The sequence below is a fragment of the Rugosimonospora africana genome (genome assembly GCF_016862975.1).
GTDB classification, from domain to species: Bacteria; Actinomycetota; Actinomycetes; order Mycobacteriales; family Micromonosporaceae; genus Rugosimonospora; species Rugosimonospora africana.
This window is the reverse complement of the sequence record NZ_BONZ01000046.1, coordinates 16,445-42,845: the sequence shown is the minus strand read 5'-3', so window position 1 is coordinate 42,845 and position 26,401 is coordinate 16,445. Positions and strand designations below refer to the sequence as shown.

25 protein-coding genes are annotated in these 26,401 nt (G+C 69.3%); 10 read left to right on the top strand and 15 right to left on the bottom strand.

What is annotated here, in order from left to right; all coding sequences use genetic code 11:
* Window positions 1-69: 69 nt before the first annotated feature.
* Complete coding sequence (locus Raf01_RS24655; RefSeq protein WP_203920371.1) at window positions 70-1,029, bottom strand: lipocalin-like domain-containing protein; 960 nt, start codon at window positions 1,027-1,029, stop codon at window positions 70-72.
* 315 nt (window positions 1,030-1,344) lie between these two features.
* Between Raf01_RS24655 and Raf01_RS24650 the strand changes: the two genes are divergently transcribed.
* A complete protein-coding gene (locus tag Raf01_RS24650; RefSeq protein ID WP_203920370.1) occupies window positions 1,345-1,920 on the top strand; it encodes a dihydrofolate reductase family protein in 576 nt (191 codons plus the stop codon).
* A 70-nt stretch (window positions 1,921-1,990) separates the two neighbouring features.
* Here Raf01_RS24650 and Raf01_RS24645 read toward each other — a convergent pair whose 3' ends face one another.
* The 4 genes from Raf01_RS24645 to Raf01_RS24630 all read right to left on the bottom strand — a co-directional run bounded on the left by Raf01_RS24645 (window position 1,991) and on the right by Raf01_RS24630 (window position 5,336).
* Window positions 1,991-2,611 carry a response regulator gene (locus Raf01_RS24645; protein WP_203920369.1) on the bottom strand — a complete coding sequence of 207 codons (621 nt, stop codon included), beginning with the start codon at window positions 2,609-2,611 and terminating at the stop codon, window positions 1,991-1,993.
* On the bottom strand, window positions 2,608-3,774 hold the full coding sequence (locus tag Raf01_RS24640) for a sensor histidine kinase (protein ID WP_203920368.1): 1,167 nt from the start codon (window positions 3,772-3,774) through the stop codon (window positions 2,608-2,610). Before Raf01_RS24640 ends, Raf01_RS24645 begins: the two co-directional genes overlap by 4 nt.
* Before the next feature lie 22 nt (window positions 3,775-3,796).
* On the bottom strand, window positions 3,797-4,246 hold the full coding sequence (locus Raf01_RS24635; RefSeq protein ID WP_203920367.1) for a hypothetical protein: 450 nt from the start codon (window positions 4,244-4,246) through the stop codon (window positions 3,797-3,799).
* 91 nt (window positions 4,247-4,337) lie between these two features.
* Entirely contained in the window at window positions 4,338-5,336 is a 999-nt protein-coding gene (locus Raf01_RS24630; RefSeq protein WP_239133872.1) for an alpha/beta hydrolase, read from the bottom strand.
* Window positions 5,337-5,585: 249 nt separating this feature from the next.
* Here Raf01_RS24630 and Raf01_RS24625 point away from each other — a divergent pair, with 249 nt between their 5' ends.
* From Raf01_RS24625 to Raf01_RS24605, 5 genes are all read left to right on the top strand, one after another.
* Window positions 5,586-6,053: an SRPBCC domain-containing protein gene (locus Raf01_RS24625; protein WP_203920366.1), complete on the top strand. Its 468-nt coding sequence runs from the start codon at window positions 5,586-5,588 to the stop codon at window positions 6,051-6,053.
* Window positions 6,050-6,406: an ArsR/SmtB family transcription factor gene (locus Raf01_RS24620; RefSeq protein WP_203920365.1), complete on the top strand. Its 357-nt coding sequence runs from the start codon at window positions 6,050-6,052 to the stop codon at window positions 6,404-6,406. The genes Raf01_RS24625 and Raf01_RS24620 overlap by 4 nt, the downstream gene beginning before the upstream one ends.
* A 202-nt stretch (window positions 6,407-6,608) precedes the next feature.
* Window positions 6,609-7,232, top strand: coding sequence for a copper chaperone (locus tag Raf01_RS24615; protein WP_203920364.1), 624 nt, complete (start codon window positions 6,609-6,611; stop codon window positions 7,230-7,232).
* Window positions 7,233-7,291: 59 nt separating this feature from the next.
* Complete coding sequence (locus tag Raf01_RS24610) at window positions 7,292-8,089, top strand: DUF899 domain-containing protein (protein ID WP_203920363.1); 798 nt, start codon at window positions 7,292-7,294, stop codon at window positions 8,087-8,089.
* A gap of 175 nt (window positions 8,090-8,264) precedes the next feature.
* On the top strand, window positions 8,265-9,314 hold the full coding sequence (locus Raf01_RS24605; RefSeq protein ID WP_203920362.1) for a YVTN family beta-propeller repeat protein: 1,050 nt from the start codon (window positions 8,265-8,267) through the stop codon (window positions 9,312-9,314).
* 265 nt (window positions 9,315-9,579) lie between these two features.
* Here Raf01_RS24605 and Raf01_RS24600 read toward each other — a convergent pair whose 3' ends face one another.
* The 6 genes from Raf01_RS24600 to Raf01_RS24575 form a co-directional block, all read right to left on the bottom strand.
* Window positions 9,580-10,512, bottom strand: coding sequence for a hypothetical protein (locus Raf01_RS24600; RefSeq protein WP_203920361.1), 933 nt, complete (start codon window positions 10,510-10,512; stop codon window positions 9,580-9,582).
* Window positions 10,513-10,601: 89 nt separating this feature from the next.
* The gene (locus Raf01_RS24595; protein WP_203920360.1) at window positions 10,602-11,732 is read right to left on the bottom strand and encodes a hypothetical protein; all 1,131 of its coding nucleotides are present in this window, start codon (window positions 11,730-11,732) and stop codon (window positions 10,602-10,604) included.
* A gap of 43 nt (window positions 11,733-11,775) precedes the next feature.
* Window positions 11,776-12,291, bottom strand: coding sequence for a SigE family RNA polymerase sigma factor (locus Raf01_RS24590; RefSeq protein WP_203920359.1), 516 nt, complete (start codon window positions 12,289-12,291; stop codon window positions 11,776-11,778).
* Between the two features lie 176 nt (window positions 12,292-12,467).
* The gene (locus tag Raf01_RS24585; RefSeq protein WP_203920358.1) at window positions 12,468-12,794 is read right to left on the bottom strand and encodes a DUF1048 domain-containing protein; all 327 of its coding nucleotides are present in this window, start codon (window positions 12,792-12,794) and stop codon (window positions 12,468-12,470) included.
* 1 nt (window position 12,795) lies between these two features.
* Window positions 12,796-13,152, bottom strand: coding sequence for a DUF1048 domain-containing protein (locus Raf01_RS24580; protein WP_203920357.1), 357 nt, complete (start codon window positions 13,150-13,152; stop codon window positions 12,796-12,798).
* Entirely contained in the window at window positions 13,149-13,475 is a 327-nt protein-coding gene (locus Raf01_RS24575) for a PadR family transcriptional regulator (protein ID WP_203920356.1), read from the bottom strand. Before Raf01_RS24575 ends, Raf01_RS24580 begins: the two co-directional genes overlap by 4 nt.
* Window positions 13,476-13,706: 231 nt before the next feature.
* On the opposite strand from Raf01_RS24575, the gene Raf01_RS24570 reads away from it, so the two are divergent.
* Window positions 13,707-14,612, top strand: a complete 906-nt coding sequence (locus Raf01_RS24570; RefSeq protein WP_203920355.1) for a peptidoglycan-binding protein — start codon at window positions 13,707-13,709, stop codon at window positions 14,610-14,612.
* Window positions 14,609-15,910 carry a GH25 family lysozyme gene (locus tag Raf01_RS49770; protein ID WP_239133871.1) on the top strand — a complete coding sequence of 434 codons (1,302 nt, stop codon included), beginning with the start codon at window positions 14,609-14,611 and terminating at the stop codon, window positions 15,908-15,910. The genes Raf01_RS24570 and Raf01_RS49770 overlap by 4 nt, the downstream gene beginning before the upstream one ends.
* A 209-nt stretch (window positions 15,911-16,119) precedes the next feature.
* Here Raf01_RS49770 and Raf01_RS24555 read toward each other — a convergent pair whose 3' ends face one another.
* The 4 genes from Raf01_RS24555 to Raf01_RS24540 form a co-directional block, all read right to left on the bottom strand.
* Complete coding sequence (locus Raf01_RS24555; RefSeq protein WP_203920354.1) at window positions 16,120-16,800, bottom strand: response regulator; 681 nt, start codon at window positions 16,798-16,800, stop codon at window positions 16,120-16,122.
* 13 nt (window positions 16,801-16,813) lie between these two features.
* The gene (locus tag Raf01_RS24550) at window positions 16,814-18,049 is read right to left on the bottom strand and encodes a sensor histidine kinase (protein ID WP_203920353.1); all 1,236 of its coding nucleotides are present in this window, start codon (window positions 18,047-18,049) and stop codon (window positions 16,814-16,816) included.
* 36 nt (window positions 18,050-18,085) lie between these two features.
* Window positions 18,086-20,611 carry an ABC transporter permease gene (locus tag Raf01_RS24545; protein ID WP_203920352.1) on the bottom strand — a complete coding sequence of 842 codons (2,526 nt, stop codon included), beginning with the start codon at window positions 20,609-20,611 and terminating at the stop codon, window positions 18,086-18,088.
* A gap of 76 nt (window positions 20,612-20,687) precedes the next feature.
* Window positions 20,688-21,455: an ABC transporter ATP-binding protein gene (locus Raf01_RS24540; protein ID WP_203920351.1), complete on the bottom strand. Its 768-nt coding sequence runs from the start codon at window positions 21,453-21,455 to the stop codon at window positions 20,688-20,690.
* 251 nt (window positions 21,456-21,706) lie between these two features.
* On the opposite strand from Raf01_RS24540, the gene Raf01_RS24535 reads away from it, so the two are divergent.
* Window positions 21,707-22,303 carry a hypothetical protein gene (locus tag Raf01_RS24535; RefSeq protein ID WP_203920350.1) on the top strand — a complete coding sequence of 199 codons (597 nt, stop codon included), beginning with the start codon at window positions 21,707-21,709 and terminating at the stop codon, window positions 22,301-22,303.
* Between the two features lie 208 nt (window positions 22,304-22,511).
* On the top strand, window positions 22,512-25,916 hold the full coding sequence (locus Raf01_RS24530; protein ID WP_203920349.1) for a glycosyl hydrolase family 18 protein: 3,405 nt from the start codon (window positions 22,512-22,514) through the stop codon (window positions 25,914-25,916).
* The last annotated feature ends 485 nt before the right edge of the window (window positions 25,917-26,401 follow it).

Below are 26,401 nucleotides of genomic sequence, written 5' to 3'. Positions count from 1 at the left end.
GGGGTCTGCCGGTGCGGTCGCACCGACAGACCCACGGGCCGGATTCCGGATGGTTTCGCCTCTTGGCCGCTACCGCCAGTCGCCGAGCTGTTCGACGTATGCCTGCCCGGTCACCGGCTTGCCGCGGTACTGCCCGGTGACGCTGCTCGCGCCCTCGAAAATGCCACCGTCGGCCTGGATCTCCTGGCCCTGCGGCCGGGCGACGACGGTGAGGCTGGCGTTCAACGCCGGGATGCTGACCGCCCACCGGGTGCCGTACCGCTTTGCCGTGGTCGGGCTGGTCCAGAAGCCGGATGTGCGGTCGGCCAGCGGGTTGACCGCGACGATCTCCTCAGTCCCGTCGGGGTGCAGCACAGTCGCGTAATGGACCTCGTCGCCCTGCGCGAACAGGTCCCAGAGGTTCACCCGGTCGCCATCGGACAGCTGCAGCGCCATCCAGGTCCACTTCTGCGCGGTACTCCAGTCCCAGGTGCCCCACTGGCGGTCCAACCACGACTGGCCGGTGACCGGGTAGGTGTGATTGTTCTCGGTCAGCGTCCCCTTCGACGCGAGGCTGGGCAGCGAGTAGTAGTAGCTCGTGCCGCCGAGGAAGGGCATCAGCCCGGTGCCGTTGTTGTACAGCGCGGGTCCCTGGGAGTCGAGCGTCAGGTCGATTTCGCCGACCGGCAGGGTGGCGTGCAGGCGCATCGCGTCCATCGGTCCGGACAGCGTGGCCGAGGGCGCGCGCACATCGAGCGTGGTGCTGGAGAAGCTGGTCTGGTCGGGCGAGTAGGTCTGGCTCTGGGTGTAATACGCGCCGGTGGTCTCATCCGTGATCGCGATCAGGGTCTGCGGCGCCTGGCTGGCGACGATCTGCACCTCGTAACCGAACCGGTGGCCGCCGGCGCTGAGGTGGCCCACCACGTACCACCATTCCTGCGGCGCGTCCGGATGCGCCGCCTGGTCGGCCGGCAGCCGCACGAACGCCGGAAACGCGGGGGCGTCCGCGGCCTTGCTTGTCGCGACCGGGTCGGGACCGGCCTTGGCCACCGCGGGCCCTGATGTCGCGCAGGCCAGCACGGCGCCTAGTGTCAGGGTGAGAATGGCCGTGGACCGACGTCGCTGTTGTCGCATGTTGTTCCCCGTCTACTACGGTTGCCTGGAGTTGTTTCTCGCCGCGGATCGTGCGCACGTCCTGACGGACATGAAGAAGCCGCCGACCCGACCCCTGTGACAGCACGACCGTGTGACGCGCACCACCGCGAGCCGCCCAGAAAGATTCCGCACGACTGTCGAAACGCGGACGCCACGTTCGACGCGTTGAACAGATGCCGAGCCTTGTGGCCACACAGAGAGGAGCTCTCCATGGCACTCGTGATCTGCGACATGTCCATCTCGCTCGACGGGTACGTCACCGGCCCGAACGACAGCCGCGAGAACCCGTTCGGCGACGGCGCCGGAATGCTGCACGACTGGATGTTCGACGCGGCGACCGACGACGACCGGGCCCTCCTACAGGAGATGATCGACGGCGCCGGCGCGGTCGTGATGGGCCGCACGTCGTTCAACAAGAATGAAGGCGGCGGCGGTTGGGGCGAAGGTGGCCCGCTCGGCGACATCCCGTGCTTCGTGGTCACCCACCACAAGCCGACCGAGTCGTACCCACCGGTGTACACGTTCGTCACCGACGGCGTGGCCAGTGCGATCGAGCAGGCCAAGAATGCGGCGGGCGACAAGGTCGTCGGCCTGCACGGCGCAACCGTCATGCAGCAGGCACTGCCCCTCGGCCTGGTTGACGAGATCCGCGTACACGTGATCCCGGTCCTGCTGGGCGGCGGCACCCCGCTGTTCGCCACGCTCGACTCGTCGATCGCTCTGGAACGCACCCGGACCCTGGTGACCCCGGCCGCGACCCACATCGGATTCCGCGTGGTCTCGTGAGCCAGCGGTCAGCACGAGGCTCGTGGATCTGTTCGGCGAAGCTTGGCACTCCGCCACCCTCTCGCCGCGGTCAGTACGGGGGGAGGATGCCGCGCCGCAGCGCCGCGGTGACTGCCGCCGTACGGTCCGAGACGCCCAGCTTTCCGAACGTCCGCAGCAGGTGCGTCTTCACCGTCGCCTCGCTGACTAACAGCTCCCGGCCGATCTCCGCGTTCGTCCGGCCCGCGCCGACCAGGCGCAGCACCTCAATCTCGCGCGGGGTCAGGTCGAGCGGCGAACGCATCCGGGACACCAGCCGCGCCGCGACCGCCGGGGCGAGCACCGTCTTCCCGCGCGCCGCCGCGCGGATCGCTCCGGTCAGTTCACTCCGGCCGGCGTCCTTCAACAGGTATCCGGTGGCGCCGGCCTCCACCGCTCGCAGGATGTCCGCGTCATTCTCGTACGTGGTGAGCACCACCACCCGGCAGTTCGGGTCTCGCGCCAGCAGGTCCCGCGTCGCCTGCACCCCGTCGCCATCCGGCATCCGCAGATCCATCAGCACCACGTCCGGCTCGTAGGCTCGGGCCACTGCGACCGCATCCGCCGCCGACCCGGCCTCGCCCACTACCTCGATGTCGTCCTCCGCACCGAGGATCCCGCGCAGGCCCTCCCTTACCACCGGGTGGTCGTCCACGAGCAGCACTCGGATCACGTTGGCACCTCCACGGTGAGCACGGTGCCGGAGCCCGGTGTACTGCGGATGGCCAGGCGGCCGCCGGCATGCGTGACCCGTTCACGCATGCCGGTCAGGCCGAAGCCCGCCGCGGCGGTCGGGTCGAAACCCGCGCCGTCGTCCGAGACCTCCAGCCGGACCGCGCCGGGCAGGTACCGCAGGCGCAGCGCCGCCCGCGCCGCCTCCGCGTGCCGCCGGACGTTCGTCAATGCCTCCTGGGCGCACCGCAGCACGATCACCTCCGTACCGGCGTGCAGCCCCCGCGGCTCGCCGGTCAGCTCCCACGACGTCGTCACATCGGTCTCCTCGCCGAGCCGGCCGACCAGCCGACGCAGCGCGTTCGGCAGCGAGGAACCGGCCAGCTCCGTCGGCGGCTGCGCTGAGACCAGGGCGCGTGCCTCGGCCAGGTTCTCCCGGGCGGCGCGCGCTGCCCGCTCCCGGTGCATCCGGGCCTGCTCCGGCGGAGCCGACTCTGCCGCCTCCAACAACATGAGGATGCTGGTGAAACCCTGCGCCAGCGTGTCGTGGATCTCCATGGCCAGCCGCTGCCGCTCGGCGAGCATCCCCGCCTGCCGTTCCGACTCGGCCAGCTCCGCGCGGGTGGCGACGAGCTGCGCGATGAGGTCGGCGCGCTCCCGGCTCTGCTGGATGATCCGCTGGATCCACCAGCTGAACTGCGCCCCAAACGCCATGCACAGCGCCACCACGCCGACCACCGCGACGACGCCGACGCTCGGCGAGCTGACCGCCTCGACCACCGGCACCACGTTGAACAGTGCCAGCGCGAGCATGCCCCAGCCGATTGGCAGCAGCATGAACGACTGCGGGACCAGCGCGAACAACACCACCGAACTGGTCAGCGTAGCCACCTGCGCGGTCATCAACAGGCCCAGTACCCCGAGCTGGTAGCAGACGGTCCGGGCGGGCACCGGGCTGTCCCGGCGAGCCCGGCGCCCGACCAGGCAGTACCAGGGGACGAGCGCGCACAGCGCGGCGATCGATACGACACGGCCGATGCCGGCGCCCGTACTCCACACTGCGGCGAGCGACCCGGCCAGGACGATCCCGCAGTACGCGTCGCGCATGATCATGCCCCGTTTCCAGGCATGCTCGGCTGGTACATGGGGCAGGGTCTCCGACACGCGGACAAGCATGCCGTACGGATCAACCCGCGCGGCGCTCCCGGTACGCGGCGGCCAGCGCGTGCGCCGCCCCCCGGCCCTCGACCTCGATCTTCTCCCCCTCGGCCAGCACGAGCGTGACCTGCTGCCAGGTCCGTCCCGGGGTCACCGTGATGTCCGTGATGCGGTCCAGCGAGACCTGACCGACGTGCTCGCCGACCCGGTTCAGCATCGGGTCCGCGCGCCAGACGTGCAGCGCGTCCGCCGTGATGCCGAGGATCATCGCCGCGTCCAGTGGTACGTCGGTGCGTTCGGTGATCCGGTGCGCGGCGGCCCGCGCCGCCGGCCGGGCGATGAGGTAGTTGCCCAGCGGGGACAGCATCCGGGCCGGGCCGAGCACGGTGTCGACCCGGGCGTACACGGCGGCGCGCAATTCCTGGCCGAGCTCGGCGGACAGCGCGGGAACCAGTTCGTCGTCCTTGAGATGTTTCATGCCGGAAGCATCGCTGCCGGCGCGGCCATCCGCCGTCCACCGGTCGTTGACGCCCGTGTCCACCGATCGATGGACGGCGGGCACAGGTCCGCTAGACCTTCACGATGCGACGCATCCACGATGTACGGGCCGCCTTGGCGGCCTGGGACACGGCCGCCTGCGGCGCCATCAGGTCGAAGCCATGGAACCCACCGGACCACACGTGCAACTCCGCCTGCCCACCGGCCCGCCAGATGGCCGACGCATAGGCCACGTCCTCGTCGCGGACCGTCTCCACGGAACCCCCGTAGATGAACGCCGGCGGCAGGCCGGACAGGTCCGTCGCTCTGGCGGGCGCGGCGTACGGCGAGACGTCCGGCCCTCCGCGCGCGTCGCCGAGCAAGGCCGTCCAACCGCTATCCATCAACGTGTGGTCCCACATGTCCCGGCTCGCCATCTGTCGTACCGACGGCGTGTCGTCGCGGTCGTCGAGCATCGGCGCCAGCAGCAGCTGTCCCGCAAGCTCCGGACCGCCCCGGTCCCGAGCGAGGAGCGCCACCGCCGCCGCGAGCCCGCCCCCGCTACTCGCACCGGCGACGACGAGGCGGCCTGGGTCGATGTTCAACTCCGTCGCGTTCGCCGCGACCCACACCAGACCGGCATAGCAGTCCTCGATCGGCGCGGGGTGAGGATGCTCCGGTGCGAGCCGATACTCGACGGAGATCACCGCGGCGCCGACCGATGCGGCGAGGTCGACCATGTCAGGCAGGTTTGTGCGTCGATCGCCTAAGATCATGCCGCCGCCGTGCATGGCATAGATCGCCGGGGTCGGCGCCGAGGCACCCGTCGGTCGGCATACCAGGAGGGTGATGTCGGATTCCCCGGCCGGTCCGGGCACCGTCCGTTCGAAAATCTGGAACTCGCCGCCGCGGCTGAGCTCGTCGCCCGACGATGGCTCCACACCCGTGGGCCCGGAACGGAACGCCGAGATCAGGTTCGGCGTTGTCGGCGACGGCATCACCTCAGCGAATACCGCGGCTGACTCCGCGAGCTCTGGGTCGTACGGCGGCGGAGGGCCGATCTGGTCGGTGGACGCGGTGGTGTCAGTCACGAGTGTTCTCCCGTTTCGTGGTCCCGGCGAGCAATCCATCGAATGCAACCGAAGGATTGCACGTGTGAGTTCGCAGGCGCAACCTTACGTTTGCACTTCCAGTGCTCGACGCGAGCCATTGGCCCGATAGTCCAGCGGCTGAGCGCGACCGATGCCTCCGCCTTGACGCAACTTGCCGGTTGCGCGTTGGTATCCCGTCATGCAAGACTCTAGTTGCATGACGGCGAGGACGGACGAAGGAGTCATTCGATGAGTGAAGACCGCATCGAGCGCGACACGCTGATCGCGGCACCACTGGAGCGGGTGTGGTCGCTGGTGGCGGAGCCCGGGTTCTGGGTGTCGCAGGAGGCGAGCATCTGGGCGGGTGACGAGGCGGGCCTGGCCGGCGTGGTGGCCAGCGAGGGCTCGTCGACAATGACGAAGAACCCCAATGTCGGTGAGGTCGCGGTGCGGGTGGAGAAGGTCGAGCCGCCGACGTATGTGGCGTACCGCTGGTCCAGCGCGTTCCCCGGTCAGGAACTGCACGAGAACAACAGCACCCTCGTGGAGTTCACGTTGAGCGCGGAAGGTGACAAGACACGGCTGCGCGTCGTCGAGAGTGGCTTCGCAGCGCTGGCCGGATCCGAGGGCCTGCGCGAGGAGGCGTTCCGGTTCAACACCGAAGGCTGGCCTTACGTGTTCGAGGCCGTCAGGAACCGCGCCGAACAGGCCCGATGAACACTCAGGAACGTCTCGGCGCCGTCGAGGCGGTTGACAGCGTTCTCGTCGCCCTGGCCGACCCCACGCGACGTAACCTGCTCGACCTGCTCGCCGCGAAGGGCGAAGCCACCGCGACCACGCTTGTCGAAGGGCTGACCGTCTCGCGGCAGGCGATCGTCAAGCACCTCGCCGTCCTGGACGCCGCCGGGCTCGTGTCCTCCACGAGGGTGGGACGGGAGGTTCGGTACCAGGTGCGGCCGGCCGCGCTGGATGCGACGGCGCGGTGGATGTCCGCGGTCGCGGCCGGGTGGGATCGGCGGCTGGCCAACATCAAGCGCCTCGCCGAGGCGGCGGAGCGGGACTCGCGTTAGCGACCGCGCCGCGAATCCGTCCTGTCCACTGAGGACAGCGGGAAAGCGCGGCTGTTCGCAACTGACCGGACAAAGGGACGGGAGGCGAACGAGTCGATCGATGGAGGAGCCGATGGAGCCATCAGGCACCGTAGGGACGGAAAGCCGCACAAGCGCTCCTGGCGCGAGGACGAGCAGCACGACGACCGCGACGGTTGCCGCGATGACGGCGACGCTCGGGCTCGCCGCCGTGTCCTGGGTCGTCGCGGTCTGGCAGATGAACAACGGCATGGACATGGGTGTCGCGACTCGGCTCGGTCCGTTCGCGTCCTTTATCACTCTGTGGATGCCGATGATGGCGGCGATGATGCTGCCGGGCGCGGCTCCGGCGGTGTTGAGACGCCTTCGCTCCGGCGGCCGCATGCACACCGTGCCGCTGTTCGTCGGGTCGTACCTCGCCGTGTGGACACTCGTGGGCGTCGCCGTTTATGCACTGTACCGACCGCACGGACCCTACGCCGCCGGTGCGATCGCCATCATGGCGGGATTGTTCGAGCTCTCGCCGTTCAAGCGACACTGGCGCCGACGCTGCCGGGAGCGTGTCCAGTCTGGACTGATGTTCGGGCTCCACTGTGTCGGGTCGTGCATCGGGCTGATGCTGATGGTGGTGGCCATAAGCGTCATGAGTGTCACCTGGATGTCCGTAGCAGCCGTCCTCGTTCTCACCCAGAAACTCCTACCCGTGAAAGCCGCCATCGATGTGCCGCTGGCACTGGCGATCGTCGGACTCGGAATTCTGATCTGGGTCGCGCCCTCGTCGGTTCCCGGCCTCATGCCGACGATGTGAGAAGTCACGGGCGACGGCGCACGCCGAGCCGTCGCACCAGACAACAATGAGAGGAAACAATGACCAGTCACAAGGTAGGAACGCGTGACGAGTGGCTTGCGGCCCGGCTGCAGTTGCTCAAAGCCGAGAAGGAGCAGACACGACGCAGCGATGAACTCGCGCAGCGGCGCCAGGAACTGCCCTGGGTCCGCGTCGAGAAGGAGTACCGTTTCGAGACCGAGGATGGCCCAGCGTCCCTGCCGGATCTGTTCGCTGGACGCTCGCAACTCCTCGTGTACCACTTCATGTTCGGACCCGACTTCGAGGCAGGGTGTCCGTCCTGCTCGGCGATCGCGGACGGCTTCGATGGCTCGGTCGTCCACCTGGCCAATCACGACGTGACACTCTGTGCGGTCTCGCGGGCTCCTGCCGCGAAACTACATGCGTACAAGCAGCGGATGGGTTGGAGTTTCCCTTGGGCTTCTTCGTTCAATAGCGACTTCAACTACGACTACGGAGTGACGCACACCGAGCAGGACTGGAACGCGGGGGCCGTCAGGTACAACTTCCGCGAGATGGACCTCCGAGCACCAGGCGAACAGGAGTCGACTGCCACCGGGCCGAGCCTGGAAAGCGGTGGCTCGGTTCTCGACCAGTTGGCGTCGTCGGCCGGAACCGACTGGCCGACGTACAGCAAGGAGGGGCCCGGCGTCAGCGCGTTCGCGCTCGAGGACGGGGTCGTTTACCACACCTACTCGGCATACGAGCGTGGGATCGACGAACTCTGGGGCATGTACCGGTGGCTGGACCGCGCGCCGCTCGGTCGCAACGAGACCGGCTTCTGGTGGCGCCACCACGACATGTACGACAAGCAGTAACCGGACGCGGTGAGGCCGGGACACCATGCGGTGTCCCGGCCTGGCGCCGCGCGGCCAGCAAGCCGCTCCACAGGGAAGAGTTCATATATCGAAAGTCATCATTGCGAAGGTGGTGGGCGCCGGGATCTAATGATCGCGCCCGGTACGGGTGCCGTCCAGACGATGGGAGCGTGCAATGAACGCAAGCGTCAACAGATCGGCCGACAGCCGGCGGGTCCGACCCGGCCGCGCGGCGACCGCGCGGCTCGCCCTGCTGTCCCTGGTGACCACCGCGACGCTGGTGCTGCCGTCCCACCCGGCCGCGGCCTACTATCCGGATCCGTACGCCTACGTCCCCAGCTGCACGAACTACGGCACGTCGGTGGTCTCGCTCGCCACAAACACGGTCGTCAAGACGCTGGCCATCAACGACTATCCCGGCGCTGCGGCGATCAACCCGGGTGGCACCCGTGCCTACGTCACGGTGCCGAACACGCGCCAGATCATGGTGTTCGACACCCTTCATGACACGCTGCTGACCACCATCAACAACGCGGGATCGAGCCCCAACGCCATCGCGATCGACCCGTCCGGCTCATTCGCCTACGTCACCAATTCCAACTACCACACAAACAGCCCAATGACCGTCGTCGACCTCGCGACCAATGCCGTCGTGGCCAGCATTCCCGTCAGCGGCGACCAGGGATACCTGGCCTTCGACCCGACGGGAACCCGGGTGTACGCCGGCAACTGGACCAATGGCGTGTCCGTTGTGGACACCGCCACGCACACCGTCGTCGCCACCATTACCGTGGGCTGGAGGCCGACCGGAGTCGCGGTCGACCCGACCGGCACGCGGCTCTACGTCGCGAACGGCTTGGACGACACCGTGTCGGTCATCGACCTCGCGACCTACGCCACCGTCGCCACGATCGCGGTCGGCTTGGATCCCGAGGGCGTGACGCTCAATCCGGCCGGCACCCGGCTCTACGTCGCGAACAGCTCGAGCAGCACGATATCGGTCATCGACACCGCGACCAACGCCGTGGTCGCCACGTTCACGGCCGGCTACGGCGTGCAGTCGATCGCGTTCAACCCGGACAACCCGGCGGTCGGATACTTCGTTCGAGACGCCTCCGGCATGGCGCTGTACCGCTTCGACACCGCGACGAACACCACGACCGGGTACGTCGGTGTCGGCAGCAACCCCTGCAACCTGGCCGTCAGCCGCGGCTACGGCGCCTGACGGACTCCCCTGGGGCCGCGTCGCCGGAGCCGACGAGGTCCTCCATCGATCGCTGGGCAGGGCGCGCAAGGCCGCGGTCCGACACACGCCGTCGGGCCGCGGCCGATCCTCGTCGGAACGGTCGACAACCTGCAGGCTAGGCGTCCGCGACGGCCTCGACCACGAGCTCGCGCAGTTCACGGTCGAGAGCGGGCAGGCAACAGGTCGGTGAGCAGCTCAGCGGCGCGCTCCACGGTCAGCGCCTCGGGCACCCGAGCAGCATGCGTCAGACATCCGGAGTGTAGAGCAGTTGTCGTGCTACCGAGGCGCATGTGTTGGCGCCCTGCTGCAGGCCGGTGTACGTCTGCGAGCCGGCGAACTGCATCTCCACTGTGAGTACCCAGTCCGGATGGACGGCCATGCAGTTGATGTGCCACCGCGCGTCGGCGTAGATGTAGGTCCAGCCGTTCTTGATCGCCGTGTCCTTCGCCAGCGACTGTGGAAGGGCGTCGATGATCCCCCAGTGCCCGCCCTGCACCTTCACGTTGGACGGGTTGTTGTCCCTTACATCGCCCCGGACATGCCGCATCTTGTCCAGCAGCCACGGCGTCCATTTCGGGCCGGCGGCCGTGCCGTCGGCGATGCATCTGCCGTAACGCACCGCGTCGGCCGGGGTGATCTGGGTGTAGCTCCAGCTCTGTCCGGCATGTGTCTCGGTCAGTTTGCACGTGGACACGAGTCGCCTGATCGACCCCAGCCCGCCGTCTGCGCCGTAGACCGTGGTCGCGGCGTCGTCATTGCTGTCCTCGATCATCAAGGTGATGGTGCGCAGCATCGCATCGGTCGGTTGGGCGCCGCCCAGACGGGTGAAGTAGTCCGCGGCCAGCCAGGGTTTGACCATCGACTCGGTGGTGTTGACCATCGTGTCCTTGTTGGTCGATCCGATCAGCTTCTTGGCTCGCAGGTCCAGGAACGCCCAGCCGAACCGTTCGAAGCTCGGGCTTGTGGGGATGGTGACCTGGCCGGCTCTCAGGGTCGGCGGTGGCGGCGCGGCCTGCATCGCGATGTTGGCCCGGCCCGGGGTCGGGGAGGTGGCGCCGTACGCCTGTGCGGCGACGTTGTAGAGCCTGGACCGAGTGGCCGGTACCAGGATGACCAGCGCCCCCGACGCGACCGCCACGATCAGACCGCTGAGCATGAGCAGGCGAAGACGCGTCATCCGGGGGCTCCAGGAGGGTGGGTGGGGCGCGTGGCACTGGTCAAGCGGCGCGCCGCCCACCCGGCGGACGGGCGGCGCCATCCGCACGGTCAGCCCAGCTGACTGATCACCGAACTGGCGTTGCCCGGAACCGGGTTGAGTCTCGGGTACACGCTGCGGCACCCCTCTGGGCCCAGCAGCCCGGCCACCCCGAGGGTACTGGCCTCGACCTCAAGGTTCATCAACCCTATGTGGTAGACCGTCAGGTCGCTCGTCGGCCCGCTCGGTGGTATCTGGCTCGTCGGGTGCCCGTCGATCGTGGTGTTCGGCGTGTCGAAGCCCTTCCCGCCGACCCTGTCCTGGTCGCGGTATGCCGTCGCGTTGACGATCAGCCTCTCGTCTTCCCGCTGCTGCTCGGTCCGACCGGCGCTGAACGCCATCTCGGCGTACCAGGGCGAGTCGTCGGACTGCGTCGAGGAGTTGATGCTTGTCGAGACCCGCCGGAGCCCGGAGGGCAACGCGCCGACCCGGAACGGCACCGTCACCGAGGTGGTCGTGCTGACCTGGAGCTTCTCCGCGACCCGTACCGCGATGTCGGCCACGTCCGCGTTGGCGTCGGTCACCTGTATCCGGGCCCACCCCTGCGGCGCGTACCGCCAGTCCAGAAACGCCTCGGGTATAGTCGCTCCACTGTAGACGGTCCAATTCGCGTCCTGCCCGTTCACCGACGCCGGGATGGTGCGGGTCACCGTGGCCCGGCCGACCAGGCGCTGCGGTGGCGGCGGGGTGACGCCGCGGGGGTACAACGTGACCGACACACCCTGCCAGTCGTGCCCGACAACCGGGTACGCCATGAGGACTGCCATCATGCCCTGCCCCGTGGCGCCCACTTCGTACGAGCGCTGGTCGTAGCGGCCGGGAACCCAACCGAACTTCAGGTACAGCTTGAGCGGGTCGAAGCTCGGCGGCGCCACATCACCGGACATGGTCGGCAGTGCCGACACGGCCGGCAGGCCGGCGACGTCGTACCCTGCCGTACCGCGGGCCGGCAGCACCCTCGGTACCGTGACCGCACCCGCGGCGAGCACCGCCACCACGAGTCCGGCGCAGGCCGCCCGCCCGTACCGGCGCTGCCGCCGGCCGACCGACATCGCCCGCTTCACATCTAGAACGCTGGACGGCGGCTCATCGGTCGTCGCCTCTGCGTGCAGCAGAGCGGCGATCTCCACCTGTTCGCTCAACGCCGTGTGCCTCCGTCACTGTCGATTGCCGTGGGTACCGCGTTCATCGCGCACCTGCCTTCACCGTGAGCGAGCGGCGCAGCGTCGCCAGCGCCTTCGATGTCTGGCTCTTCACCGTGCCCGGCGAGCAGGCGAGCGCATCCGCTGTCTCCTCGACGGTCAGATCCTGGAAGAAGCGCAGCACCAGCACGGCCCGCTGCCCCGGCGCGAGACCGCGCAGCGCCGCCATCAACGTGACCCGGTCGTCGGGATCAGAGCCGGCCGGCGCCGCACGGTCGGGCAGTTCGGTGGTCAGCCGTACGCGGAACCAGCCCAGCCGGCGCTCGTCCAGCATCCGGCGCAGCAGCATGGTGCGCACCAGCGCGTCGAGGTTGTCGGCCCGTCGGGCCTTCGGCCACTTGCGGTACAACTCCGTCATGGTGCGCTGCACGACATCGTCGCCGCGATCCCAGTCGCCGCACATCAGGTACGCCGTGCGCCGCCACACCGTCATGCGGGACCGCACGTACTCGGTGTACTCGGCGTCGGCGTCCAGAGTCCCGTCGGTCGCGGCACTCATCGAGCGTGCCGGCACGGTACCCGCGTCCCGGCCGTCCCGCGCGAACCGCCGGCGGCACCCCGGGCCTGCCGCCGGCGCCACCCACGTCTCTGCTCAGCCATCCATCGCTCCCGTCGATTCGAAGGGTCCACAAGAGTGGTCGATCGCGGGTCGGCGTGGCGTTGCCTTGGCGGGCGCTATTTCTCGGCCGTGCCGGATTTTCCGCTGATGGACTCCTGGTAGATGTCCGCGTAGGTGCGCGAATCCTTGACCAGGTCGTCGCAGAAGGCGGCGACGTCGTTGCCGATGAGTTCCAAGACTCCCTTGCCGGCCGTGACGCCCTCCTCGAAGAAATCGACGATCCCCGAGAGCAGGCGCCCGTCGGCCAAGTCGACCGGTCCGACCTTGAAGAGGTACCTCTGCATCTCCTTGTAGACGATCTGGTAGTCCGGCGGGAGTGCCTTGACCCGCGCCAGGTGCGCCCGCCACTGCTTCTTGCCCTCGATGATGTCCTGGATGCCCACGTCAGCCTCCCAGCCGGCCCAGTTTCCTCGCGACGTTCCTGTTCAGCTGCTCGCGCCACCGGTCGCGGTAGGTGCGAGCCCCTTCTCCGCCGGCCAGTGCCGCGCAGAAGCCCTTGATGTCGTCGCCCAGCACCTCGTGAATGCTCTGCCCGTCCGCCGCTGTCTCTTCGAGCAGGCCCAGAGCGCCGTCGAGGATCGGCATCAGGTTGCGACCCGTAAAGCCCGAGTAGGGAAAGAGGTGAGCCTTGATCTGTTCCCACGCCGCCCGGTAGTCGGCCGGCAATGCCTCGGCGCGGGCTTCGAACGCCTTCCATTCCCTGGTGAGATCGCTGCCCGTGATGGTCTCCCAGAAGTTCATCTCCCACCCTCCTTAAGCTTGTCGATTCGTGACGAGAGGTACTCCCACTTCGTCCAGAACGTCGCGAGTTCTTCGCGTCCCGCGTCGTTGAGCGCGTAGAACTTGCGCGGTGGGCCCATCCCGGATGGTCGCTTCGTCACCTGGACGAGCCCGTTCTTCTCCAGCCGCAGCAGGATGGTGTACACCGTCCCCTCGATGACGTCGGCGAAGCCGAGCTCGTTCAGCCGACGCGTGATGGCGTACCCGTACGTCTCCTCGCTGCGGATGATTTCCAGCACGCAGCCCTCGAGCGTGCCCTTCAGCATCTCCGTCAGGTCGTCCATCGCGGGCCCTCTCCGGTCCTCCCGGTACTGAGTGGCACCGAGTACCGCTATACGGTATCACCGAGTAGTGGGCTCTGGCCAGCGACTGGCGGGCAGCCCGCTCCCCCGGGCAGTCGTTATCCGGACTTCGTTGTCCGGCGTCCACCTATCGACGCCTGACAACGTTTGTGCGGTACAACCAGCACGCTGCCCCACCCCGGCAGCATCAACGCGGATGCAGAGGAGCCCGTCATGATCAGGTTCCAGACGGAACACCGGAGAACGCGGAGCTGGCGCAGCGCCGCGATCGCGACCGTGGCCGCCGCGGCGGCGGTCGCGGCGATGGTATTCAGCCCTGGCGTGTCGTTCGCGGCGACCGACGTCCAGACCGCACAGACAGACCTCAACGGACTGAACTACAACGTCGGTTCGGTCGACGGCGTCGTCGGGCCGAAGACCCAGGCGGCGACGTCGGCCTTCCAGAGCGACCGGTGCCTGAGCGTGGACGCCGCCATCGGAGCGGGGACGCTCGCCGAGTTGAAGACGGTGGTCCAGCTCGTGCAGACCAAGGCCGGCATGGCAAGTCCCGACGGGAACTACTCGTCGGCGACCACGAGCGCGGTCAAGAGCTACCAGAGCGCGCACGGTCTCTCCGCGGACGGCGTCGCCGGGGCGGACACCATGACCTCGATGGGCATCGCCCGGATCGTCGCGAGCTGCCGTCCCGCCGGGGCGACGCAGGGCGAGACGATCGTCAACATCGCCAAGGCCGAGGTCGGTACCCGCGCCGCCAGCAACTGCGTACCGGGCAAGGGGTACAACATCTGCGCCGACTGGTGCGCCGCCTTCGCCACCTGGGTCTGGCGCTACGCCGGGGTCAGCATCCCGTTCGAGACCTATGTGCCGACGGTCTACGACTGGGCGGTAAGCCACAACAAGTGGTACGGGACGAGCCAGCTCAGCCTCGCGCAGCCCGGTTACCTGATCATCTTCGGTAACGCGACCGACCGGTACCACATCGGAGTCGTCGACCATGTCAGCGGCTCCACCGTCTATGTCATATCCGGCAACACGACGAACAGTTCCGGGATCTGGGGCGCGTGGGACAAGTCGTACGCGTTGTCCAGCTCGAACTTCTACGGCCTGGTACACCTGTGACCCGCCGGTCGCGCGGCCTTGCCGGCGTCACTGCCGGCATCGCCGCCGTCGGCTCGCTGCTGCTGGGAGGGGTGTCGGCCTCGGCCGCCACCCCGTCCTCGACCGGACAGCGGGATTTCGCCGTGGCCCAGCAGAGTTCCGCCTCGAGCCAGGGGAACAAGGCAGCCCAGCAGGAGGATGCCGACCACGCGGGATCGGGGCTCTCGGCCCGCGTACCGGCGCCGGCGGTCAAGCCGTTCTCGACGGGTACCCTCAAGGGCCTCGACGTGAGCGGGTACCAGGAGAACGTCGACTGGCCGTCGGTGGCCACGAACGGTGCGACGTTCGCCTACATCAAGGCGACGGAGAGCACCGACTACGTCAGTAGCTACTTCGGCCAGCAGTTCGACGGCTCGGCCGCGGTGGGGCTCATCCGGGGCGCGTACCACTTCGCGCACCCCGACGCCTCCAGCGGTGCCACCCAGGCCGACTACTTCGTCGACCACGGCGGCGGCTGGACCGCTGACGGCAAGACCCTCCCCGGTGCCCTGGACATCGAGTACAACCCGTCCGGGAGCACCTGCTACGGGCTGAGCCCGGCGTCGATGGTCAGCTGGATCGCCTCGTTCGTCGACGAGTACCGGGCGCGTACCACCCGGTACCCGACCATCTACTCGACGGTGGACTGGTGGGCCTCCTGCACCGGCAACAGCACCACTTTCGGCGCCCACGATCCGCTGTGGGTCGCCACCTACTCCGGAGCGTCGACCCCGCTGCCCACCGGCTGGAACACCTACACCGTCTGGCAGAACGACGACTCCGGGACGTTCCCCGGCGATCAGGACCTCTTCAACGGAACCCTCGACGCTTTGAAGTCGTTCGCGCTGGGCGACTACAGCCCGCCCCCGCCACCGCCCGGCACCGGCTGGCCGATCGTGCGGCAGGGGCAGAAGGGCCGGCAGGTGACCACGCTGCAGTACCTGCTCGACGCGAACGGTGCGTCGTTGACGGTGGACGGGAAGTTCGGTCCGGGTACCCGTAGGGCCGCGGCGTCGTTCCAGTCGGCCCACGGGCTGACCGCGCACGGGATCGTCGGCGCGAACACCTGGCAGTGGCTGATCGTCACCGTGCGGCAGGGCAGCACGGGGCTGGCTGTCAAGGCGTTGCAGGCCGAGCTGAACGCGCGCGGTGCGTCGTTGACGGTGAACGGGCAGTTCGACGCCGATACCGGTGCGGCCGTGCTGTCGTTCCAGGCCGACCAGGGGCTGGAAGCGGACGGGATCGTCGGTCGTAACACCTGGCGGGCGCTGGTCTCCTGAAAGCTGGTGGCTCTCCGGGAGTCGGTGACCTCGGGAGAGTCGCTCGGTCCTACTGAACCCCAGAGGGTCGTTCAACGTCGAACGGCCCGTGCACATCGACCGGCGGTGACCTGCCCTGGCAGGTCACCGCCGGCGGTGCTGATGGCCGGAAAGGCCATGACCCGCCGGCGAAGGCGGTGCTCCGGCGCTCGTCGAGGGCGTCCGGGCGGTCAGCGCCGCGGGCTGTCGGACCAGCCGGGACTCACCAGCCCCGACTCGTACGCGGCGACGACCAGCTGCGCCCGGTCCCGCGCGTACAGCTTGGTCATGATGCGGGAGACGTGAGTCTTCACGGTCAGCGGGCTGACGAACAGCCGCTCGGCCAGCTCGGTGTTCGACAGGCCCGTGGCGACCAGCGCCAGCACCTCGCGTTCGCGGTCGGTGAGCTGGTCCAGCTGGCGCAGCGTCGCGGGTGCGAGCTTGGCCCGGGTCGCGTACTCGGACATCAACCGCCTCGTCACCGCCGGCGACAGAAGGGCATCGCCATCGGCCGCCGCGCGCACCCCACGGATCAGCTCCTCGGGTTCGCTGTTCTTGACCAGGAACCCGGCGGCACCGGCCCGGATCGCCTCGAAGATGTACTCGTCGATCGCGAACGTCGTCAGCATGACTACATGCACGCCGCCCAGCCGGGGGTCGGCGACGATCCTGGCGAGCGCGGCGAGGCCGTCGAGGCCCGGCATGCGGATGTCCATGAGTACGACGTCGGGCCGCAGCCGCGCGATGAGCTCCAGCGCCTCCTCGCCGTTGCCGGCCTGGCCGACCACCTCGATGTCGTCCTCCAGGTCGAGCAGCGTCGCGATGCCGATCCGCACGAGTGCCTGGTCGTCGACGAGCACCACGGAAGTCACTTCGGGGCCTCCCTCATGAGTTGGGTCCGATCGGCAGCGTCGCCTCCACCGTGAAGCCGCCCCGCGGGTCCGGCCCGGCGTCGAACCGCCCGCCCAGCGCGCTCACCCGCTCCCGCATGCCCACCAGCCCGATGCCGCTGGACCGGCGCGCCGCCGGGGCGCTGGTCGCGGACGCCGCCACGTCGGCGGGTTGCCGCGGGCCGGCGCCGACGTCGTTTGTCACGAGTACCGACAGGCTGCGCTCCGCGTACGTGATCCGCACCAACAGGCTCGCGCCCGCCCCGGTGTACCGGATCGCGTTGGTCACGGCCTCCTGGACGATCCGGTACGCGGCACGGTCGACGGCGAAGGGAACCAACCGCGGCGGCCCGACCGAGTTCAGCGTCGCGCGCAGCCCGGCCGCGTGCGCGCCCTCCAGCAGCCGGGCGAGGTCGACCGGGGACGACACCAGTGGCGCCGGATGCCGCGCCTCGTCGTCGCCGGGGCCCGGATATTCGGCGCCCTCGTCGGTGGAGCGCAGCGTGTCCAGCGCGAACTGCAGGTCGGCGAGCGCGGCGTTGCCCGCCTCCTTGATGGCGCGCAGCGCGTCCGCCGTACGGCCGGGATCCCGCGCGACGAGCCCGAGGCCGGCGTTGGCCTGGACGGTGATCAGTGCGAGCTGGTGGCCGAGCGTGTCGTGCAGTTCCCGCGCCACCCGCAGCCGTTGCTCGCTGGCCCGGCTGCGGGCCGCGTCCGCCTCGGCGCGCGCCGCCTGGGCGCGCCGTCCCGCCTCGGCACGCCGGGCCCGGGTGCGGATCCGGATTATCTCGGCGGCGCCGGCGAGCACGAGCAGCCAGGCGGCGAGACCGAACTGGGTACCGGCGGCCGAGTCGCCGACGAGCGGCCGGACCGCCAGCAGGTACCCGCACGCGAGGACGGCGTACGCGACCCAGCGGCGGCCCCACAGGATGGCGGCGAAAGTACCCATGATCGCAGGCAGGTACGCCGGACCGGGCGGGTACTTGGCCAGGTTGTAGCCGGTCACCGCGAAGAACGTGACCAGCAGGGTGACCGTCGGGGCGCGGCGCCACCAGGCCAACGCGCCCCCGGCGACCAGCAGTAGGGCGACGCCGCCGGCGTCCAGCGGCCGCGCCGCCAGGTCGGGCCGGCCCTCGTGCCACCCGTTGACTCCGATGCTGACCGCGACCGTCACTCCGGTCACGGTCGCGGCCAGCACCCCGTCACGGACGGCCGGTCGAGCTACGTTCACGCGGCTCCTCCCACGGCTGCACGCGCCCAGTGGCGATCACTCCGACGCGATCGCGACCAGCGGATCGAGTCGGGCCGCCCGGCGCGCCGGTCGGGACCCCGCGACCAGTCCGGCCAGCGCACCGATCAGTACGATCAGCGCGATCCGTACCCACGGTACGGCGAACACCTCGCCACCGCCGGAATTCGAGGTCGTCGACGAGAGCGCCCAGCCGAAGAAGACACCGAGCACGGTGCCCGAGACGGTACCGAGGGCGGCGGTGAGGAGCGCCTCCCACTGGATGATCCGCCGTACCTGCGCCCGGCCCGCGCCCACGGCGCGCAGCAGCCCGATCTCCCGGTACCGCTCCGCCACCGCCAGGGCCAGCGTGTTGGCGATGCCCAGGATCGCGATCACGACGGCGAGGGCGAGCATCACGTACACCACGTTGAGGAGCGTGCTCGCCCCGGCGACGGTGTCGTCGACGAATTTCGCACGGCCGGCGACGGCGAGGCCGCCGTACTCCCCCGCGATCGACGTGACCGCCGCGCGTACCGCGCCGGTGTCGGCACCGGGGGTGGTCACCACGTACACCGCGGAGACGAGTTGCCGGGGATTGTGCGCGGACCAGACGTCGGCCGGCACGATGTAGTCGCTCAGCGGCGCGGTCGGCCGGTACAGCGCGCCGATCGGCAACGTCTCGGTACGACCGTCGACGAAGGTGACGTCCACCCGTGAACCGGTGTGCCAGCCGTGCTCCTCGGCGACCGTCCGCGACACAGCCAGCCGCCCCGCGCCGGCCGCGATCGTGAACGCGCGGGCGAGCGCGACCGGGTCGGCGACCGTGACCGTCTGCGCGGTACCGGCGATGCGAGCCTGGCCGGTACCGACCCCGGCGGCCGTGCCAACCCCGGGTACCGCGGCGACGCGCGTGGCGACCTGGGGACTGAAGCCGCTGTTGCCGTACGCGCTGCCACCACCCGAGACGACGAGGTCCCCGGTGAACATGGCGCCCAGCGTGCCGGTCGTCGACGCGGAGATGGACGCCCCGATGACCGCGAACATCGCCACGAGCGCGACACCGACCATCAGCGCCGCCCCGGCGGACGCCACCCGTGCCGGCGACCGCAACACGTTGCGTTGGGCGATGCGGGCGTTGACCCGGTTCGCGCCGCCCAGGAACCGGCCGGCCGCCCGCGCCGCCCACGCGCACGTCGCGGGACCCAGGATGATCAGACCGACGAGCGTGGCGACGGCGGCCACGCCGGTCACGACGTCCGAGGAGCCGGCAGCGCCGAAGGCCGTGCCGGCAGCACCGGCGGCGGTGACGGCGAGCCCGGCGACTGGCCGGGCGCGCGAGGCTGCGGAAGTGTCCACCGCGACGGCCGTCAACGCGGCCAGCGGCGGGGTCCGGGAGGCGCGTACCGCCGTCGAGAGCGTCGCGACCACGGTGACCACGACGCCGACCCCGACGGCGATGAGCGCATCCGCGACGGTAAACACGACGCCGTGCAGCGGCAGCGGGAGCCCGAGGCCGGCGAACGCGCCCTTGAGCCCGGCGGCCATGCCGTAGCCGGCCGCGACGCCGGCGACCGAGCCGACCAGCCCGAGCACGGCGGCCTCGAGAACCAATCCGCGCAGCGCCTGGCTCCGCCGCGCGCCGAGCACCCGCAACAACGCCAGCTCGCGCGCCCGACCGGCGGCGACGACGCTGAACGTGTTGTGGATACTGAGCGCGGCGACCAGCAGGGCGATGCCGGCGAAGATGTCGAGGAACGCCTTGAAGAACTTGAGGAAGCCGTCGTCGACCGTGGCGATCTGGTCGCGGGTCGCCTGCCGGCCGCCGACCGCCTCGACGCCGTCCGGCAGCGCGGCCCCGATCGCCGCGACGAGTGAATCCTCGGCGACACCGGTGTCCGCGCGTACCACGATGTCGGACACCGCCCCCGAGTCACCCAGCAGGTAGCGCTGCGCACCGGCGAGGGTGAACGCCACGTAGGAACTGCCGCCGTTGGCGTCCTGGCCGCCGTAGGTGGCGATGCCGGTGACGGTCACCCGCACCGGGTCGGGGGCGTACACGGTCGTCGTGCTGCCCGGCGTCAGGTGGCCCGCCGTCGCCGATGCCCTGTCGATGACGATGTCGGCGGGTCCGCGCGGAGCCGATCCGGCCACGATCCGCCACGGATTCAACGCGGCGTCGGCGATCCACGTACCGGCGTCGCGGGGGCCGAGGCCGGTGACCAGTTTGCCGTCCGCGCCGGTGATCGTCGCCGCTCCCTTGGCTTCGGCCTGGGCATCGGCCACGCCCGGAGCGGACCGGACCGCGTCGAGGACGGACACCGGAATCGGCCCCCGGATCTCGTCCGCGCCGCTGGCTACCTCGGTCCCGCTGCGTACGATCGCGTCGACGCCCCGGTTCGCCGTCTGGTACGACGTGTCGATCGCATCCGTCATGGTCGCGGACAGGCCCAGAATTCCGGCCAGGAACGCGACGCCCAGGAACACGGCGACGAACAGCCCGACGAGGCGACGACGGCGAAACCACAGACCGCGCAGGGTCACCCGGACCACGGGGGCGCTCATCGTGCCACCTCGCTGCGCTCGCCGGCACGATGAGGCACGACCGCACTGCGCCCCATGACTCGCTCGCTACGCTCACTCATCGTGTCAGGCCCTTCATCGCGTCGAGCACCCGGTCAGCGGTGGGCTCGGTCATGACATCCGCGATCCGGCCGTCGGCGAGAAAGACGACCCGATCCGCGTACCCGGCCGCGCCCGGGTCGTGGGTGACCATGACGACGGTACGGCCGAAGTCCGTGACCGCCGACCGCAGCAGACCGAGCACGTCGCCACTGGCGCGGGAGTCCAGATTGCCGGTGGGTTCGTCGGCGACGATCAGGTCGGGGTCGGTCACCAGCGCCCGCGCGACGGCCACGCGCTGCTGCTGCCCGCCGGAGAGCTGACTCGGCCGGTGCGCCGACCGCCCCCGCAGCCCGACCGCGTCGATCACCCGATCGACCCGCGCGGCGTCCAGCCGGATCCCCGCCAGCTCGGCCGGCAGCGAGATGTTCTCCGCCGCGCTGAGCGTCGGCAGAAGGTTGAAAGACTGGAACACGAAACCGATCCGGGTACGGCGCAGCGCGGTGAGGCGCCGTTCGTCGAGGGTACCGAGGTCGACATCGCCGAGGTACACCTTCCCGGCCGTGGTCCGGTCCAGCCCGGCCAGGCAGTGCATCAGTGTCGACTTGCCGGAGCCGGACGGCCCCATCACCGCGGTGAAGGCTCCCGCGGGAAAGTCGACGGTGACGCCGTCGAGGGCGGTCACCGCGGAGCCACCCCGGCCGTACACCTTGCTGGCAGCCTCGGTCCGGGCGGCGACGTCAGCGACGAGCGTCGCCTGGCGGCCCGAGGGTCTGGTCTGTGACATCGAAGATCTCCTGATGAGGTACGGGCGCGGTTCGTCCGGTGCCCGTACCAGCACACCTCGTCACCCGCGCGCCGGCGTCGCACCGGTGGAGACAATCGGCGGTACTCCCGCCGGAGTACCGGGCACCGCACCGGCGGCCGGCGCGTAAGACCGGCGAGGTACCGCGATCGCCTTCCCGAGTCGCACGCGCCTGCCCGGCCGCGCCGCGATACTGGGCCGGTCAGGCGAAGGATCGAGGAAGGTACGCGACAATGACGCCAGAACGTGCGGTGGAATCCGGTGTCCCGCGGGGCGGCGGGTTCCCGAGACTGCGGCCGCTCACCCGCAAATCGGTACTCGTCCTGCACATCGCGTCGGCCGGTTCATGGCTGGGCATCGACGTCGTCATGGGCGTGCTGGTCTTCACCTCGCTGGTGCGCAACGACACCGCGACCGTCGCGCTGTGCTACCAGGTGCTCGGCCTCGTCGCCGTATGGCCCCTGTTCGTCGCCGGCCTCACCTGCCTGGCCACCGGCATCGTGCTCGGGCTCGGCAGCCGGTACGGGCTTGTACGGTACTGGTGGGTCGCCACCAAACTGGTGCTGAACCTGATGCTCACCGGGCTGGTGCTGGTCGCGCTGCGGCCGGGCCTGGACGAGCTGAGCCGGGTGGGCCGGGAGTTGGCCGCCGGCAAGCAGGTGGACGCTGCCCTGCACGGAATGCTGTACCCGCCGATCGTCTCGCCGATCGCCCTGATCCTGGCGTTGCTGCTGGCGGTGTTCAAACCGTGGGGCCGCATCCGGGCGGCCGGCGAGCCGACCGCGACCAGGAGTGGGGCGGCGGAGCAGCGAGCGTTGGATGCTCCGTGACCAACCTCACGCATCCGTGCGGCCAGCCTGCGTCATCTGACGTATGGACGGACGAGGCCGGTCGATGTTTCGACCGACAGGTCGCGTCATCGCGCCAATGTCTGGCCCGTGGTGCTGCCGGCACGATACTCGAATGTTGAGTAGCAGAAGACCGTCAAGAGCCATGGCGACAGTCCGCCACCGCATGCGGGCATTGGCAAGATCTCTCATGGTAGTGTCCGGCCTCGCCTTGTTCGCCGTGTCCGGACCCGTCAGTCTGGCCCGTCCCGCCGCGGCGGCCACGACGGCCACGACGATTCCGTCCACCGCGTCAGAACGTGCCGAACTCGCCCAGTGGTGGGCGCCGGTGCATTTCCAGGACGTCGACACCAGCGGCGAGACCGCATTCGGTGGCGAGTCCGACTACCTGACCTCGTACGACTTCGACGGCGACCTCAACGGCCGCAACAACTGGGAGAACGCCAGCGAGTTCCCGCTGAAGGCCCACGTGTACTACTCGGTAGTCCAGACGCCGAGCTTCTCCTACCTGATCTACATGTTCTTCCATCCGCGCGACTGGGCGGACGCCGCCCTCGACGACTTCGAGGAGGACGCGACCGAGCACGAGAACGACGCCGAAGGCGTCCTGATCGTCGTGGCCAACGACGGCTCGGCGCACGGAACGTTCAAGGCCGCCATCACCGTCGCGCACAGCAATTTCTACTCCTGGGTACCCGAAGGCAGCGACTTCTCCAGCGGCGCCGAGGACGTCGACGGTGCGATCGCGACGACGAGCAGCCCGCACGACGACGGTCATCAGCGCCCGTGGACGGCCCAGCAGGCCAGCACCCACGCCGCGTGGGCCATGGGGGCTACCCGGAAACCCTCCCCGGACCTCGGAGACCAGTACCGGAACGGCGACGGCATCCTCTACTACCCCGGCACCACGGCCGAGGTGCCCGACGGACCCAACGACCGGGACGTGCAGTACACCCTGACCGACATCTTCGCCCCAGGTGGCATGTGGGACAGCCGCAACCTGACCACCCTGTTCGCCACGCCGAACAACTTCGCCGGCGACGACAGCGGCAACCCGTACGGCGCGGCCTGCGGCGAAGGCGCGGTGGCAGGACCGGCGGACGGTGACTGCGCAACCGATGCCGCCAACCCGGCGTGGGCCTGGGACGACGCCGATGACTTGCCGGGCAAGGGGTACCTGGCTACCAACCCCGCTGATCTCGTCTACAACTACTTCAACTGGCCGGGCAAGCCCGCCTCCGCCGACCTCGACTACACCTGGAACGCGTACAACGGCGTCACCCCGCCCGACCCCACCGCGATCAACGGCGGAGCGGGCGATCCGATGGAGGCGCAGCCGGGTGGCGACGACGGCGGCACCAAGCCGCCGACCGGCGCCCAGAACACCTGCCGCCCGGACGGCCTGACACCGACGCCAGGCGTGAACACCCCGTACTGCGACGTCTACGACTCCGATGGCCGGGAGTGGCTGGGTCAGGGGCGGTCCCGGCGGGTGATCGGCTACTTCAACGGCGACCGCACCGGCGCCGACGGCAGCCCCTACTACCTCGTCAAGAACATCCCGTGGTCGCAGGTGACGCACATCAACTACGCCTTCGCCCAGGTCGAGAACAACCGGATCTCCGTGGGAGCCGCCGGCCCGAACAACCCGGCCATCGGCATGACCTGGCCCGGCATACCTGGCGCCGAAATGGACCCGAACCTGCCGTACCAGGGGCACTTCAACCTGCTGACCAAGTACAAGCGGCTGCATCCGCGGGTCAAGACGCTCATCTCGGTGGGCGGCTGGGCAGAGTCCGCCGGCTTCTACGCGATGACCACCAACGCCAACGGCACCGTCAACACCGCGGGCATCGCCACGTTCGCCGACTCGGTCGTGGATTTCCTCCGCCGGTACGGCTTCGACGGGGTCGACATCGACTTCGAGTACCCGACGGCGCTGGACCAGACCGGCAACCCCAACGACTGGCCGACCGCGCAACCCCGCCGCCTGGGGCTACCCGCGGCGTACGTCACGCTCATGCAGACCCTGCGGGACCGGCTCGACCGCGCCGCCGTCACCGATCAGCACTACTACCTGCTGACCTCCGCCGCGTCCGCCTCCGGCTACCTGGTACGTGGCATGGAGAACCAGAAAGGCCTGCGCTACCAGGACTTCACCAACCTCATGGCGTACGACTTCCACGGCACCTGGAACGACGTCGTCGGACCCAACGCGCCGCTCTACGACGACGGCAAGGACCCCGAACTGTCCGACCTGTACACCACCCCCGAATACCAGGGCATCGGTTACTTCAACACCGACTGGGCCGTGCACTACCTGCGCGGCGCGGTCGCGGCCGGCCGGATCAACATCGGCGTGCCGTACTACACCCGGGGCTGGCGCAACGTCACCGGCGGCGACGCCGGCATGTGGGGCACCTCGCAGCGCACCGGCTGCGAACCCGGCACCGGAATCACCCGGCGGTGCGGCGACGGTGCCGTCGGCATCGACAACATCTGGCACGACAGCAGCATCCGGGGCGGCGAACTCGGCAGCGGCACCAACCCGATGTGGCACGCCGAGAATCTCCAGGCCGGGGTACTCCCCAGCTACGCCGGAGCCGTCGGACTGGACCCGAACTCCGACGCCGACGACAGGCTCACCGGCACCTACGAGCGGCACTGGGACCCGACGACCAAGTCGGCGTGGCTGTGGAACGCCACCAAGAAGACCTATCTGTCCATTGAGGACGAGCAGTCGGTCGATGCCCTCGTCGACTACGTCAAGGCCAGCGGGGCGGGCGGCGTCATGATCTGGGAGCTGTCCGGCGATTACGACTGCCCCGCGACCGTCACCGCCGACCGGCCGTGCACCATGGGATACACCCTCACCCGGCGCATCCACGACCGGCTCGACGGCGCGGCAGCACCCGGCGCCAGCCGCAGCGACGGCAGCACCGTCAAGCCGCCGAGCACGACCGCCAACCTCACCGTCGACCTGGTGCAGTACAAGGACGGCCTCGCGGACCTCTACCCCATGCAGTCGGTCGTACGCATCACCAACAACACCGGCGTCACCATAGGCGGCGGCAAGGGCAACGTCCTGTCCTTCGACCTGCCGACGTCCACCTCCGCCCTGGTCAAGGACGGCAACTGGCAGACCGCCGCCACCGGTGGCGCATGGACGCTGACCGCCGGCCGCAGCGGCCCGAACGCCGGCACCGGCCTCGGCGCGACCTTCCACCGGGTCAGCACCACACTCGACTACTGCCAGATCATCCCCGCCGGTAAAAGCCTCGACCTGCCGATCAAGTACTACCTACCGGTGACCGGCCCGGTGAACACCACGCTTCAACTGGCCGGCAAGACGTACACACCAGCCTCGGAGAACCTCCACGCCGCCACCAACACGACCCCACCGGCCGGCGGCTGCTCCGCACCCGCCTGGGACTCGACCAAGGTCTACGATCCCTCGAAGCAGCCGGTCGAACAGCTCACCGTGAAGTACCAGAACAACATCTGGCGCGCCAAGTGGTGGACACAAGGCAACATCCCGGGTACCGGGGTGGACTCGGACCACGAGCCTTGGAAGCTCATCGGCCCAGCCAGCTAGCCCCACCACCATGATCTGTGAGGGCGTCCCTCAAGCCAGCTGCTTGAGGGACGCCTTGATCATCCGAAGGCATCCGACGGGACTCGTCAATCGGAGAGATAGACCAAGGTTTGAGGCTGCGATGGTCGGGGGTTCAAACCGTGGGGCCGCATCCGGGCGGCCGGCGAGCCGACCGCGACCAGGACGGGTACACCAACGTGTCCCAACTGACCCTCTCCGGCGACCGGATCGGGTGCTCGCGACTGATGGGCACGCACTGGTCAAGGAAGGCGCACTCGACGCCCACTGGACCGACGAATATGCGAATGTCACTGACCTGTCCCTGAACTAACCACGTCGACGCGACAACCGGATCGTCGTGAGAGAGTCCCTTTGACGGTGCCATCATGTGACCGATCGCGGCGAGCAGGGCGGCCCTGAGATACAACAGCACCACACGGGGTGGCGACCGGACCAGGTCGCCACCCCGTGGACTCCCACGCATG